This window comes from Cryobacterium sp. Y29 (assembly GCF_002929825.1).
Classification (GTDB): domain Bacteria; phylum Actinomycetota; class Actinomycetes; order Actinomycetales; family Microbacteriaceae; genus Cryobacterium.
Genome location: NZ_PJJN01000028.1, coordinates 43,340 through 57,003, shown reverse-complemented (window position 1 = coordinate 57,003; position 13,664 = coordinate 43,340). Strand labels below are relative to the sequence as shown.

General features: G+C 64.3%; 12 protein-coding genes. 9 read left to right on the top strand and 3 right to left on the bottom strand.

The window, feature by feature from the left end:
- Positions 1-17: 17 nt before the first annotated feature.
- The 3 genes from CXY74_RS04530 to CXY74_RS04520 all read left to right on the top strand — a co-directional run bounded on the left by CXY74_RS04530 (position 18) and on the right by CXY74_RS04520 (position 3,988).
- Entirely contained in the window at positions 18-1,943 is a 1,926-nt protein-coding gene (locus CXY74_RS04530; protein ID WP_104199418.1) for an AMP-binding protein, read from the top strand.
- Between the two features lie 84 nt (positions 1,944-2,027).
- A complete protein-coding gene (locus CXY74_RS04525; RefSeq protein ID WP_104199327.1) occupies positions 2,028-2,375 on the top strand; it encodes a DUF485 domain-containing protein in 348 nt (115 codons plus the stop codon).
- Positions 2,372-3,988 carry a cation acetate symporter gene (locus CXY74_RS04520; protein WP_104199326.1) on the top strand — a complete coding sequence of 539 codons (1,617 nt, stop codon included), beginning with the start codon at positions 2,372-2,374 and terminating at the stop codon, positions 3,986-3,988. The genes CXY74_RS04525 and CXY74_RS04520 overlap by 4 nt, the downstream gene beginning before the upstream one ends.
- A 90-nt stretch (positions 3,989-4,078) precedes the next feature.
- Here the strand turns inward: CXY74_RS04520 and CXY74_RS04515 are convergent, their stop codons facing one another.
- Positions 4,079-4,858: an SDR family NAD(P)-dependent oxidoreductase gene (locus tag CXY74_RS04515; RefSeq protein ID WP_199183142.1), complete on the bottom strand. Its 780-nt coding sequence runs from the start codon at positions 4,856-4,858 to the stop codon at positions 4,079-4,081.
- Positions 4,859-4,887: 29 nt separating this feature from the next.
- Here CXY74_RS04515 and CXY74_RS04510 point away from each other — a divergent pair, with 29 nt between their 5' ends.
- The 6 genes from CXY74_RS04510 (at position 4,888) to CXY74_RS04485 (ending at position 11,980) form a co-directional block, all read left to right on the top strand.
- Complete coding sequence (locus CXY74_RS04510) at positions 4,888-5,985, top strand: acyltransferase family protein (RefSeq protein WP_104199324.1); 1,098 nt, start codon at positions 4,888-4,890, stop codon at positions 5,983-5,985.
- Positions 5,986-6,095: 110 nt separating this feature from the next.
- Entirely contained in the window at positions 6,096-7,427 is a 1,332-nt protein-coding gene (locus tag CXY74_RS04505) for a bifunctional o-acetylhomoserine/o-acetylserine sulfhydrylase (protein ID WP_104199323.1), read from the top strand.
- A 73-nt stretch (positions 7,428-7,500) separates the two neighbouring features.
- Entirely contained in the window at positions 7,501-8,703 is a 1,203-nt protein-coding gene (locus tag CXY74_RS04500; protein WP_104199322.1) for a homoserine O-acetyltransferase, read from the top strand.
- A gap of 71 nt (positions 8,704-8,774) precedes the next feature.
- A complete protein-coding gene (locus tag CXY74_RS04495; RefSeq protein WP_104199321.1) occupies positions 8,775-9,944 on the top strand; it encodes a sensor histidine kinase in 1,170 nt (389 codons plus the stop codon).
- Positions 9,941-11,278 carry a hypothetical protein gene (locus tag CXY74_RS04490; protein WP_104199320.1) on the top strand — a complete coding sequence of 446 codons (1,338 nt, stop codon included), beginning with the start codon at positions 9,941-9,943 and terminating at the stop codon, positions 11,276-11,278. The genes CXY74_RS04495 and CXY74_RS04490 overlap by 4 nt, the downstream gene beginning before the upstream one ends.
- A gap of 45 nt (positions 11,279-11,323) precedes the next feature.
- Complete coding sequence (locus CXY74_RS04485; RefSeq protein ID WP_104127064.1) at positions 11,324-11,980, top strand: response regulator transcription factor; 657 nt, start codon at positions 11,324-11,326, stop codon at positions 11,978-11,980.
- Between the two features lie 52 nt (positions 11,981-12,032).
- Here the strand turns inward: CXY74_RS04485 and CXY74_RS04480 are convergent, their stop codons facing one another.
- Together CXY74_RS04480 and CXY74_RS04475 are read right to left on the bottom strand one after the other, a co-directional pair.
- A complete protein-coding gene (locus tag CXY74_RS04480) occupies positions 12,033-13,319 on the bottom strand; it encodes an MFS transporter (protein ID WP_104199319.1) in 1,287 nt (428 codons plus the stop codon).
- A 38-nt stretch (positions 13,320-13,357) separates the two neighbouring features.
- Positions 13,358-13,660, bottom strand: coding sequence for a thiamine-binding protein (locus tag CXY74_RS04475; protein ID WP_104196628.1), 303 nt, complete (start codon positions 13,658-13,660; stop codon positions 13,358-13,360).
- Between the last annotated feature and the right edge of the window lie 4 nt (positions 13,661-13,664).

Sequence of the window (13,664 nt, the reverse complement as noted above, 5' to 3'; positions counted from 1 at the left end):
CGATGGAGAAGGTTTACATGAACGGCGAATCAGGTGCGGGCTACCGGGAGGCTTGGCGACGCAGCATTTCGTCGCCGGAGGACTTCTGGTTGGAAGCTGCCGCCGGCATCGAGTGGATCACGCAACCGACGAGTGCCCTCGCCGTTGACGGCACGGCGACCGGAAGCTGGTTTCCGGGGGGCACACTCAACACGAGCTACAACGCTCTCGATCGACACGTTCTCGCGGGGCGAGGCGCCCAGACGGCATTGATCTACGACTCCGCAATGACCGGCACCCGCATACAGCTCAGCTACCTCGACCTGCTCGGTCGGGTCGCCAAATTCGCCGGCGTCCTTCGCGCCAACGGCGTCGGTACCGGCGACCGGGTCATCATCTACCTGCCGATGATCCCCGAAGCCGTCGTCGCCATGCTCGCCTGCGCTCGCATCGGAGCGGTGCACTCCGTTGTCTTCGGCGGTTTCGCCGCGACGGAACTCGCCGTGCGCATCGATGACGCCCGTCCCAGTGTCATCGTCACGGCATCCGGTGGTCTCGAACCCGGCCGCATTGTTGAATACCTGCCGCTCGTCGAGAAGGCCATCTCCCTGAGCCAGGGCTCGGTGCACACGGTCATCGTGCGGGACCGAGAGAGTGTTCCCGGCTCGGCTGCGGACTACCACGACGGTTCCACGGATACCGTGTGGCTGGACTGGGCCGACGAGGAGGCCAAAGCCGCGCCGGCTGACCCGGTCGCCCGGCGGTCCGAGGATCCGCTGTACATCCTCTATACATCCGGCACGACCGGAAAGCCCAAGGGCATCATTCGCGACAACGGCGGCCACGCTGTCGCCCTGAACTGGTCGATGCGCAATGTGTACAACGTGGGCTACGGCGACGTGTATTGGACCGCTTCCGATGTCGGCTGGGTGGTCGGCCACTCCTACATCGTCTATGCACCCCTTCTGGCCGGCGCTACCACGGTGATTTACGAGGGCAAGCCCATCGGCACCCCCGATGCCGGGGCTTTCTGGCGTGTCGTCGACGAGTACAAAGTGAAGGTGCTATTCACCGCTCCAACGGCCATTCGAGCCATCCGTCGCGTCGACCCTGACCTGCTCGAACTGAAGAACCACGACGTGTCCAGCCTGACCAGCCTGTTCCTGGCCGGAGAACGCCTCGACCCCGAAACCTTCCACTGGGCCAACGATGGGTTGCACTGCCCGGTCGTCGACCATTGGTGGCAGACCGAGACAGGGTGGCCAATCTGCGCCAACCTGCTCGGCATCGAAGAGTTGCCGACCAAACCGGGCTCGGCCACGGTTCCGGTGCCCGGGTACGACATCGCCATCCTCGATTCCCAGGGCCGACCGATCGAGAAGATCGGTAAGGACGGCAACATCGCCATCCGACTTCCGCTGCCACCCGGCACACTTCTCGGGGTCTGGGGCAGCGAGGACCGTTTCACGAGTTCTTACCTGACCGCTTTTCCCGGCTACTATGCCACCGGCGACTCCGGACATTTCGATACCGACGGCTACCTATTCGTGATGGGTCGTACCGATGACGTGATCAACGTTGCCGGGCACCGGCTCTCGACCGGTTCCCTCGAAGAGGTCCTCACGCTGCACCCTGCCGTCGCCGAGTGCGCCGTACTCGGCGTGCACGACCCGCTCAAGGGTCAGCGTGCCGCGGGTTTCGTCACCCTCAAAGCGGGCAGTATTGTCGATCACGACATACTTGCCGCAGAACTCGTCGCCCTCGTTCGGGAACACGTCGGCCCGGTCGCAGCGTTTCGCGACGTCACCATCCTCGACCGGCTGCCCAAAACGCGGTCGGGCAAGATTCTTCGTAAGACCATTCGGCAAATCGTCGATGGCGAAGAATATTCCATCCCTCCCACCATCGAAGACCCCACCGTTCTCGACGATCTGAAACGGGCGCTGTCGGCATCCGTTTCCTGACCCGGTCACGAGCATTCCGCCCCCAACGGGAGCCCGCACTTTTTTCCACACCCGCATTTTCCATCCCTGAGGCAAGGAGGCCCCATGAGTGAAGCAGTGAAAGACGCCCCACCGAAGTCCACAATCGATTACGAGGCCTACGAGAAGACGCCGCAGTTTTTGCACATGAAGAAGACCCGCAACCGATTCGTCGTGCCGCTCTCGATCTTCTTCCTGGTCTGGTACATCGCCTACGTTCTCGCCGCGGCGTATTTGCACGATTTCATGGCGACGCCGGTCTTTGGCAGCATCAACATCGGCCTGCTCCTCGGCCTCGGCCAGTTCGTCACCACCTTCATCATCACGATGAGCTATGTGACCTTCGCCAACCGCAAGATCGATCCCCTGACCGAAGAACTTCGCGGCGAACTTGAGCGGATGGAACAGCGATGAACGCTTTGCAGATTCTGGCCGAAACCGTCAAACCGGTTGAAAACAACCCGGTACTCAACATCTCGATCTTTCTCGCCTTTGTGGCGGTGACGCTGATCATCGTGATCCGTTCGGGACGCAACAACAAGACCGCCGCAGATTATTACGCGGGTGGCCGCTCCTTCACCGGGCCGCAGAATGGTTTCGCCATCGCCGGAGACTACCTCTCAGCAGCGTCGTTCCTCGGCATCGTCGGCGCGATCGCCGTCACCGGCTACGACGGTTTCATGTATTCCATCGGATTCCTCGTGGCCTGGCTCGTCGCCCTCTTGCTCGTCGCCGAGCTCATGCGCAACACGGCCAAGTTCACCATGGCCGACGTGCTCTCCTTCCGATTGAAGCAGGGCCCCGTGCGCATGGCAGCAGCAACGACCACCCTGGCGGTCTGCTTCTTCTACCTGCTCGCCCAGATGGCCGGTGCCGGCGGACTCGTCTCACTGCTTCTCGGCATCAATGACAAGCTCGGCCAGTCCATCGTGGTGACCGTCGTCGGTGGCCTGATGATCGTCTACGTACTCGTGGGCGGCATGAAGGGCACCACCTGGGTGCAGATCGTCAAGGCATTCCTGCTCATCATCGGTGCGTTCGCGATGACCGTCTGGGTACTCGCGATCAACGGCTTCAGCCTGTCGAACCTGCTCGACAGCGCGGTTGCCGTCTCCGCCGCCGGCGCAGACATCCTGGCCCCGGGCCTGAAGTACGGCGCGAACCCGCTCGACTTCATCTCCCTCGCCCTCGCCCTGGTGCTCGGCACCGCCGGCCTGCCGCACGTGCTGATGCGTTTCTACACGGTTCCGACCGCGAAGGAAGCTCGTCGTTCGGTCGTCTGGGCTATCTGGCTCATCGGCGCGTTCTACATCTTCACCCTGGTGCTCGGCTTCGGTGCCGCGTCGCTCGTCGGTGCGGAAACCATCGAGGCCGCTCCAGGCGGAGTGAATTCGGCAGCCCCACTGCTCGCGCTCGCCCTCGGCGGTCCGCTGCTGCTCGGCTTCATCTCGGCCATCGCCTTTGCGACGATCCTGGCCGTCGTGGCCGGCATCACGATCACGGCAGCAACGAGCTTCGCACACGACATCTATGGCTCCGTCATCAAGAAGGGCAAGGGAAACCCTGACGACGAGGTCAAGGTCGCCCGCCGTACCGTCGTTGTCATCGGAATTCTGGCCATCGCCGGCGGTATCGGCGTGCAGGGGCAGAACATCGCCTTCCTGGTGGCCCTGGCCTTCGCCGTCGCGGCGAGCGCCAACCTACCGACCATCCTCTACTCGCTGTTCTGGCGTCGGTTCACGACCCGTGGCGCGGTCTGGAGCATGTATGGCGGACTGTCCTCAGCCGTTCTGCTGATCATCTTCTCGCCGGTGTTCTCGGGCACGCCCACCTCCATGTTCGGCGAAGGTGTCGACTTTGCGTTCTTCCCGCTGAGCAACCCGGGCATCGTTTCGATCCCACTCGGATTCTTCCTGGGCTGGCTCGGATCGGTCACCAGCACCACGAAGGAGAGCCCGAAGCTCGCCGCCGAAATGGCCGTACGCTCACTCACCGGACACGGCGCGGAAAAGGCCGTCGAGCACTAACCCCCGCCCCTCCCCCGCATTGACGAACGGGCTGGCCAGGATCTCACGATCCTGTCCAGCCCGTTTTTTAGCAACGCTGCTGGCTGCTTGCTACTCCCGAACTTTTAGAGGACCACGGGCGATGCGGGTCGTGGCAGCCTGGGCCACCGGCTTGATCACGATCAGGTCGAGGTTCACGTGCGCGGGCCGCTCAACGCTTGCGACGATGGTCTCGGCGATGTCCTCGGCCGAGAGCGGGTCGGGCACGTTATCGTAAGCCGCGACAGCCTTGTCGGCGTCACCGTCAAAGCGAACCAGACCGAACTCATCCGTTTTGACCATGCCCGGCGCGATCTCGATCACCCGGATCGGCTCGCCGGAGAGTTCGAGGCGCAGCACTGCGGTCATGGCGTGCGCGGCGAACTTGGCCGCGTTGTAGCCGCCACCGCCGAGGTAGGCGACATGGCCCGCAATCGACGTGACGGTCACAATATCGGCCGACCCTGCCCCGGAGTCGATGCCGGCGCGCAGCAGCGGCAGGATGGCCGTGGTGACCCGCTTGACGGCAAGCACGTTGATCTCGAACATCCAGGCCCAGTCTTCGATGCTGCCAGCCTCGACCGAATCGAGACCCTTGGCGCCGCCGGCATTGTTGACGAGGGCGTGCACCGGACCGCTGCCCGCGAGGTAGTCACGCAAGGCGTCGACATCCGCCTGCACTGTGAGGTCGGCGGTGAAGACATCCGCCCCCGTTTCGGCTTGCAGCGTTTTGAGGCGGTCCGCCCGCCGCGCGACCCCCACTACGTTCCAGCCATGCTCTCGGAACAGGCGTGCCGTCGCTGCTCCAATTCCTGAACTTGCTCCGGTCACAACCACTCGTCGAGTACTCATTTCTCCATTGTGGCGGGAGAATGGTGTCAATGAGCGCACTGGACACCACCACTTCACTACAGAAGCGTCGCGTACCACTCTGGGACAACGCGCGCTGGGTCGCGGTCACCCTCGTGCTGATCGGCCACGCGATTCTCAAACTCATCGGCGAATCGGATGTCGCGTACACGCTGTATCTGTTCATTTACGCCTTCCACGTACCCGTCTTCGTGGCTGTGAGCGGCTACTTCGCCAAGTCAGGACCACCAGACGCACGGCAGCTGCACCGGCTGCTCACCGACATCATCTTTCCGTACGTCATCTTCGAAACAATCTGGACGGTGCTGCGCTGGATCCTCGGCGGCAAGTTCGTTCTGGACTATTCCACCGCGAGCTGGACACTGTGGTTTCTGCTCGCCCTGTTGCTCTGGCGCATTGCCCTGCCCTACCTCGTGCTTTTGCGCTATCCCCTCATCATCAGCATTATCATCTCGATCGGGGCCGGCTACCTGCCCAGTATCGACGGCACGTTCACCCTGTCCCGCGCCCTCGGGCTGCTGCCATTCTTCGTCTTCGGCTGGAAGCTGCGCCAGTGGAAGTTGACCGATGCCTGGCTTGAACTGCGCGATGGCCTGATCTGGCGTTGGCGGGCCGGGGCGATCGGGCTGTTCGCCCTGCTGTATCTGCTGATCGGGCTCAACATCGGGACCCTGCGCACCGTGCAGGTGCGCCGATTCCTGCTCTACGACGAGGCGTACGCGATATTCGGGTATTCCGAGTTCTGGGCCGGCGGCATCCGTTTGACCGTCATGCTGCTCGCCTGTGCGCTCATTGTGGCGTTCCTCATGCTGATTCCGCGCCGCACGACCTGGGTGACCAACCTCGGCACGGCCACGATGTACATCTACCTGCTGCACACCTTCGTGTTGTATCCGCTGCGCGAAACGGGGGTGCTCGACGGGCCGCAGCCCGCGTGGGTATTGCCGGGCATGATCGTGCTGAGCGTGGCTACCTCTTTCCTGCTGTCGACGCCCCTCGTTCGACGGCTGGCTCGGCCCTTCGTCGAACCGAAAGCCCGGTGGCTGTTTGGCACATCCATAGCGCCGCCGACCGGAACGATCGTGAGACCACGCCGCGAGCGCACCTAACCGCCTCGACAACGTGACGTTGTGTTTCGCCCACTCTTGCACGGCCATTCGCGGCTTCATAGGCTCAGGGCGAGGCCGGACAGTCCGCGCTGAGTAATCCGGAGGCTATTGTGACCGACAATTCTTCAACGTGGAAGTTTGAGACCAAGCAGGTTCACTCCGGCGCCCGGCCCGACCCGGTCACGAACGCGCGCGCTACCCCGATCTATCAGACCACCTCGTATGTCTTCAACAGCGCCGAGCACGCGCAGAACCTGTTCGCTCTGGCCGAGTTCGGCAACATCTACACCCGCATCCAGAACCCCACCCAGGCCGTCGTCGAAGAGCGCGTGGCCGCGCTGGAGGGCGGAACCGCGGCGCTGCTGCTGTCCAGCGGCCAATCGGCATCCACCTTCGCGGTCTTGAACATCGCTCAGGTCGGCGACCACATCGTGTCGTCGAGTTCGATCTACGGCGGAACCTACAACCTGTTCAAGTACACCCTGGCCAAGCTCGGCATCGAAACCACCTTCGTCGAAGACCAGGATGACGCGAATGAGTGGCAGCGCGCGGTGCGCCCCAACACCAAACTCTTCTTCGCGGAGACGATCGGCAACCCGCGCATCAACGTGCTCGACATCAGTTTGGTAGCGGATGTTGCCCACGCGGCCGGCATTCCGCTGATCGTCGACAACACGATTGCCACGCCCTATCTGATTCGCCCGTTTGAGCACGGCGCCGACATCATCGTGCACTCGGCAACGAAGTTTCTTGGCGGCCACGGCGCCATCATCGGAGGCGTACTCGTTGACGGCGGCACGTTCGAGTGGTCGAAAAACGTCGAAAAGTTTCCGGGACTGACCGAACCCGACCCGTCTTACCACGGCGCGAGCTATACCACCGCGGTCGGCGACGGCATCGCTTACATCATCAAGGCCCGCGTACAGCTGCTGCGCGACCTCGGAAGCGCCATCGCCCCGGCCAGCGCCTGGCAGCTCATTCAGGGCATCGAAACACTCAGCCTGCGCATCGAACGCCATGTGCAGAACGCCCAGGACATCGCCGAATGGCTCGACCACCACGATGACATCGCCTCGGTGAACTACGCCGGACTGCCGTCCAGCCCCTGGTATGCCGCCGCCAACAAGTACGCTCCACTCGGCGTCGGAGCTGTGCTCTCGTTCGAATTGAAGGGCGGAGTCGCGGCCGGCCGCGCCCTCGTCGACAACCTGAGCCTGTTCAGCCACCTCGCCAACATCGGGGATGTACGTTCCCTGGTCATTCACCCGGCGTCGACCACGCACGCCCAACTGACCCCTGAGCAGCAGCTCACGGCCGGAGTCACGCCCGGCCTGGTGCGGCTCTCCGTGGGCATTGAGAACGTCGCCGATCTAAAAGCCGACCTCGAGGCCGGTCTGACTGCAGCCCGCGACGTCGTCAAGCGCGACCGCAGCAACGCCTGACGATCGCTCTTCGCCCGGGCGTACGACGTAACATGCGCCCGGGCTGTTCATCGGACCGCCAGAATAGATCTGTATGGAATGGCAATCGTCAGCAGACACGGTCCCGTCGAGCTTCATCACCGAAGCCCAGGCGCGCTCGGTGCTTGGCAAGCCTCCGGCGACCGGCGCCTGGCGCGACGGCGACCCGGTCGGCCACCGCCAGTTCCTCAACCTCGGGCCACTCACTTTCGAGGCCGGCGGCAGCCTGCCGATGGCCCGCCTCGCCTATGAAACCTGGGGCACGTTGAGCCCGACCGGCGACAACGCCGTGCTCGTGCTCCATGCCCTCACCGGTGATAGCCACGTAGCTGGCGCGCCCGGCCCCGGGCAGGAGACCGGCGGCTGGTGGGACGGCATCGTCGGCCCCGGCCTCGCCATCGACACCGATTCATGGTTCGTCGTGGCGCCGAATATGCTCGGCGGCTGCCAGGGCAGCACCGGACCGGCATCGCTTGCGCCCGACGGTGTGGAGTGGGGCATCCGTTTTCCCTATCTGACCATTCGCGACCAGGTCAGTGCGCAGCGGGTGTTCAGCGACCTGCTCGGCATTGACCGCTGGGCGGCCGTCATCGGCGGTTCGATGGGCGGCATGCACGCCCTCGAATGGGCGATCGAGACCCCCGACCGGGTCGACCGCCTGATCATTTTGGCCGCGCCACCGATCACGACCGCCGACCAGATCGCGCTCAACTCGGTGCAGATCGAGGCCATTCGCACCGACCCGGCGTTTCGTGCCGGCGACTATTACGACGAAGCAGACGGCGACGGGCCGACGCGCGGTTTAGCCCTGGCTCGCAGAATGGCCCTGCTCAACTACCGAAGCCCGGCCGAGCTGAACGCCCGCTTCGACCGTGGCTGGCAGAGCGGCATCAGTCCGCTCGGCGCCAATGGCCGTTTCGCCGTGGAGTCGTACCTCGACTTTCATGGCAACAAATTCACTCGACGTTTCGACGCCAACAGCTACATAGTGTTGGTTGAAGCCATGAACTCCCACGATGTCGGTCGCGGACGCGGCGGCGTTGCGGCTGCCCTCGGCCGGATCAGTGCCCACTCGGTCGTCGTCGGGATCGATAGCGACCGTCTCTTTCCCGTCGATGGCCAGCGCACGATCGCCGCGCACCTGACAAACAATATCGATGGACCCGCCGCGGTGGTCCTCGAGTCCGGCTACGGCCACGATGGCTTCCTCATTGAGAACGCGGCAATCGGAGCCCAGATCAAGCGGGTGTTGCGCTAAGTCGTACCCACGTGTGCGTCGCCCGGTATGGTGCTGATAGAGCACCTTCATCGGCAACCGGACAGGCACCTATGCAACGCATCATCAAGGAGCGCGACCGTCTCCTGCGAAGAGGGGTGCAGACAGGCGGGCTCGTTGGTTCGGCGACAACGCTGGCGTGCGTGCTGGTACCGGGCGGTCTGGAGGCCGACGCGCGCCTATGGTCTGCCGTGCTGGTGCTACTTATGGCCACTGGCCAGTACCTGCTCGGAAGCACCGGAGCGCTGCGCTGGGCCGTTCTGACCCTGCTCAGCGGGGAAGCGATCATCTTCATCGTGGGTTTCACCAGCCATCCCGGCGTTCCGCCGAACTTAATCGAGGAAAGTGTCATCGGCATGGTCTCCACCGCGCCGATGTGCGCGGTGGCCGCCGTGCTCCTGATCAGCCCCCGCCGGCTGATGCTGCTCGCGGCATTCTTCGCGCTCACGGTCACCAGCGTCGCTGTCGTGACGGTCGATGCTCCCGACCGAACGGTGTTGCTGGCCCTGACCGTGGCCATGTGGCTGTCATTCACTCTCGCCTCCTGGTGGATCGCGCAGAGCGTGCCCCGGGTGATGCATCGCATCGCCGCGATCGGCCGCGCCCACCGGGCCGAGCGGCATGCGAGCGAGCTGGAGGCTCAGCGCCGCCAGGATGCCCGCCTGTTGCACGACACGGTGCTCGCCACGCTGACCCTTCTCGCCCACTCCGGTGTCGGGGTGAGCCCGATCGCACTGCAAAAACAAGCCGGTGACGACGCGCGGCTGCTGCGCCAGCTACGCCTCGGCGGGCTGCCGACGCCGCGTCGTTCCGGGGTCTACAGCCTGGAATCGGCGTCGGTGCTCACTCTCGGCGACACCCTGGATGCTGTGCGCCAACGCTTTGAACGCATGGGCCTCACCGTCAACTGGCACGGCAGCGGCCAGGTACAACTGCACAGTACCGTTCTGGATTCCTTTCTCCTGGCCCTCTCAGAATGCCTCGAAAACGTGCGCCGTCACTCCGGTGTCGACCAGGCCGACGTGACGATAACGGATGACGACAGCACCGTTCGCGTGATGGTCACCGATACCGGGGTCGGTTTCGATCTCGGCCAGGTGGGTTCTGAGCGGCTCGGCGTCGCCGAATCGGTCATCGCCCGGCTTCGGGATATCGGAGGCAACGCCCGCCTGTTCTCGTCGCCCGGGGCCGGAACCACGGTCGTGCTGGAGGTTCCGAAGTGAACCAGTTCAACGACACCGCACCCATTGCAACCCACCCGCGGGCACGCGGTGTCGGTTTGCGTCTGCTCGGCGGATCCTCCGAACGCAGCTGGCCACCGGCATCCGCGGGCCGGCGCACCCGAGCTGACCTGCTGCCCTTGCGTTTTCCACGCACGATTCTGCGCGGTGACGGCCGCATCACCGTCTTTCGGTCGGACCGGAACGGTTTGGGCGCCCGTCATCTGGGTATCGGCATGAGCGTCAGCGGGGCGTTCATCGCTGTGTTCCTGCTCGCACGGTTGATCATCGACTGGGACCCAGCGCGGGTCCCCGTGCTGAGCGTTCTGGCCTGGGTCATTCTGCTGGCCACCGCGATGGCCGTGAATATCGCGGCCTGCAAACTGGGGTGCCGGCTGCCGTTCTGGCTGTTCCTAGCCTCCCTGGGAGTCTGTGTGATCGTGGTGATGCTCGATCTGGCCGGATCCTGGGGAGTGAGTGGCGCGGGAGACTTTCCCACAGCGGCGCCCGCCGTCGGTGCTTTCCTCCTGTCGATCGTGACGCTGCGAGAGACCGGCGATATCACCATGGCCGCGGTGGCTCTCGGTCTGGTCATAAGCGCGGCGACGCTGTTCAAAACGCGCACGGACCTGCTCACCCTCGGCCCCGACATTCTCTCCATCACCCTCGCTGTCGCGCCACCGCTAGTCGGTGCGAGCATCGTGCAGGCCTTTCGGCGCATGGTGCAGCGCGAACTCGATCTCGTGCTGGTGCAGAGCACGGTCTCCCAGCCGCGATTCGCGGTCGGGATGCTCGCCTCCGAGCAGTTGGCGCGGCTCGATCTCGATGCCGAGACCCTGCTCGACGACGTAGCGCAGGGCCGCACCGCACTGCCACTCGCGCCGTCGGCGGCGGCAACGGCCGCTTCCCTGGCCACCCAGCTTCGATTGCACCTGATCGAAGGACGCACCGAAACGTGGCTGCACCATGCCATCACCGAGAGTGAATTTCTCGGCCCGGTTGTCGCACTCAGCGATCCCGCCGGCCTGGCCGGGCTGCTCTCCCCGCCGCAACGCGATGGGCTGCTGTTGACAATTTGGCTCCTCATGGGGGATACAGCACGGTCAGGAGCATCCATTTCGCTTCGCCTTGGACCAATTGCCCCCACACATGGGGCACTCCCGCACAAAAAGGTGCGTTTTCCGATCGAATTGACCACAACAGGGGTGTCCAGGCGGCGTGTCGATCCCGAAACCTGGCAGGCAATTCGTGCGGTTGGCCCGCATGTGGACTCAAATCGGGCCGGAAGTCTGTGGGTAGACATCGAGTGCAGCGTGGACAATCCCGCGGATGCCTAATTTTGGGTATTTAGACGATAGTGTGCAGGAAGTAGGAGGCAGAAAATGACGACGACAGACCGTCCCATCCGATTGGCCCTGGTGGATGACCACAGGATGCTGCTCGGCGCACTCACCGAGTGGATCCGAAGCGCAGCTGACGACATCGAGATGGTGGCGGCGGTGACCACCTGGCCCGAGCTGCTGACTCACCCCGAGTTTCCGGTCGATGTCGTCCTGCTCGACCTCGACCTCAAGGACAACATTCCGGTTTCCCTGAAGATTTCCACGCTCAGGACGACCGGGGTGAAAACAGTGCTCATGAGCACCTACTCCGAGCCAGCCCTCGTGCGCGAAGCCCTCGCCGCTGGCGCTTTGGGCTACCTCGTCAAAAGCGAGGAAGCGAGCATGATCGTCGACGCCATTCGCGCGGCCTACAACGGCAAGTCGTACATCTCGGCCGAGCTCGACTATGCACTCAACTCTACCGACAACGTCGAAGGGCCCCGCCTCAGCGCGCAGGAACGCCGCGTCATGGCGCTCTACGGGGCCGGCGAGCCGGTGAAGGCCGTCGCCTACCAGCTCGGCATCTCCGAAGAGACCGCCAAGAGCTACCTCAAACGCATTCGCGAGAAGTATCGCCTGGCCGGTTACGACGTGGGCACGAAGGTCGCGCTGCGCAAGCGCGCCATCCACGACGGCATCCTGCTGCAGACGGACTGAACGCGCAGCATCCGCTTCACCACTGACCGGCCAACATTTCGATGCTGGCCGGTCAGTTGCGTTGACGCTGCCGGACGACGGGGATCAGCTGGGTTCCGTACGGCACGTGCTGGCCACGGTGACGACGGCTGCGGTCGATGCTGAAGGTGACCACGGTCAGCAGCACGCCGAGCGCGCTGAGCCCAACACCGATCCACACCGGGGCGAGATAACCGAGGCCCGCAGCGATGGCCACCCCGCCGAGGGCCGCGCCGAGGGCGTTGCCGACGTTGAGCGAGGAATGATTGAGCGCCGCCGCGAGCGACTGGCTTTCGTGCGCCACATCCATCAGCCGGGCCTGGATAGTCGGCGACAAAGCGGATGCCGCAGCGCCGATCAGAAACATCCCCACCAGCAGCCCGGCCAAGAACTGTGCTGACAAACCCAGGGTGACGAGCGCGAGGATGAGCACGCCGAACGCGATGTACATTGTGCGGCGCACGCTCCAGTCGGCCAGGGCTCCCCCGGCGAAGTTGCCCGCTGTCATGCCGAGGCCGACGACCACCAGGATGAGTGGCACTGCTGCTGCGGCTAACCCGGTGATCTCGATAACGAGGGGGGCCACATAGGTGTACACGGCGAACAGGCCGCCGAAGCCGATCGCGCCGATCGACAGGGTGATCCAGACCTGCAATTTGCCAAACGCCCGCAGCTCGGCGCGCATGGTGGCTTTCGGGTTGCCGGCCTGGAACGGCACGAAAACGGCGACGGCCACGAAGGTCAGCGCGAAAATAGCGGCGACGACGAGGTAGGCGACGCGCCATCCGCTCATCTGACCGATCCAGGTGATCGTGGGCACCCCGATGACGTTGGAGATGGTCAGACCGCCGAGCACGATCGCGATGCCGCGGGCCCGCTTACCCGGGCCCATCAGGTGGGCGGCAACGAGCGAGGCGATGCCGAAGTACGCGCCGTGCGGCAGCCCGGCCACGAAACGAGCGGCCAGCACGGTCTCAAAGGTGGGCAGCAGGGCCGACGCGATGGTGCCGAGGGTGAACGCGGTCAGCAGGCCAAGCAACAACTGTTTGCGCGGCCAGCGGGCTGCAGCCGCGGCGATCGTCGGCGCGCCGACGACGACACCGAGGGCGTAGGCCGAGATGAGCCAGCCCGCCTGCGCGTTGGCGGCATCCGGTGCGCTGGCGTAGAGTCCCGGCAGCAGGTCGGAGGCGAGGTTCGGCAGCAGACCCATGGCCACGAATTCGGTCGCACCGATACCGAATCCACCCAGAGCGAGCGCTAACAGGGCAAGACGAATTCGGGTCGACGACAGCTGCGTCGACCCGTCAGGAGTGAGGGGCATGCAATAAGCCTAAACCCCGGCTCGTTCGCGCGCCAGATTCAGTCAACCAGGGCGGTCTCGAGGCGCTCAAGCTTGCCGGTGAGCTCACCGGTGTGCCCTGGGCGGATATCGGCCTTCAGCACCAGCGATACGCGCGGCCCGAACGCGCCCACCGCCTCGGTCGCGGCCTTGATGACGGCAAAGACCTCGTCCCAGTCGCCCTCGATCGTGGTGAACATCGAATCGGTGTGATTGGGCAGGCCGGAGTCTCGCACGATACGCACGGCAGCAGCGACCGCGTCGTGCACCGATCCCTGCGAGTCGGCGGCGACGGACGGTGCAACGGAAAATGCGACGAGCATAGTG

Bases quoted from the DNA above. Each gene is read 5' to 3' on its own strand.
- CXY74_RS04530 (WP_104199418.1), top strand. From the start codon at position 18: ATGAACGGCGAATCAGGTGCGGGCTACCGGGAGGCTTGGCGACGCAGC.
- CXY74_RS04525 (WP_104199327.1), top strand. From the start codon at position 2,028: ATGAGTGAAGCAGTGAAAGACGCCCCACCGAAGTCCACAATCGATTAC.
- CXY74_RS04520 (WP_104199326.1), top strand. From the start codon at position 2,372: ATGAACGCTTTGCAGATTCTGGCCGAAACCGTCAAACCGGTTGAAAAC.
- CXY74_RS04515 (WP_199183142.1), bottom strand. From the start codon at position 4,858: ATGAGTACTCGACGAGTGGTTGTGACCGGAGCAAGTTCAGGAATTGGA.
- CXY74_RS04510 (WP_104199324.1), top strand. From the start codon at position 4,888: ATGAGCGCACTGGACACCACCACTTCACTACAGAAGCGTCGCGTACCA.
- CXY74_RS04500 (WP_104199322.1), top strand. From the start codon at position 7,501: ATGGAATGGCAATCGTCAGCAGACACGGTCCCGTCGAGCTTCATCACC.
- CXY74_RS04495 (WP_104199321.1), top strand. From the start codon at position 8,775: ATGCAACGCATCATCAAGGAGCGCGACCGTCTCCTGCGAAGAGGGGTG.
- CXY74_RS04485 (WP_104127064.1), top strand. From the start codon at position 11,324: ATGACGACGACAGACCGTCCCATCCGATTGGCCCTGGTGGATGACCAC.
- CXY74_RS04480 (WP_104199319.1), bottom strand. From the start codon at position 13,319: ATGCCCCTCACTCCTGACGGGTCGACGCAGCTGTCGTCGACCCGAATT.
- CXY74_RS04475 (WP_104196628.1), bottom strand. From the start codon at position 13,660: ATGCTCGTCGCATTTTCCGTTGCACCGTCCGTCGCCGCCGACTCGCAG.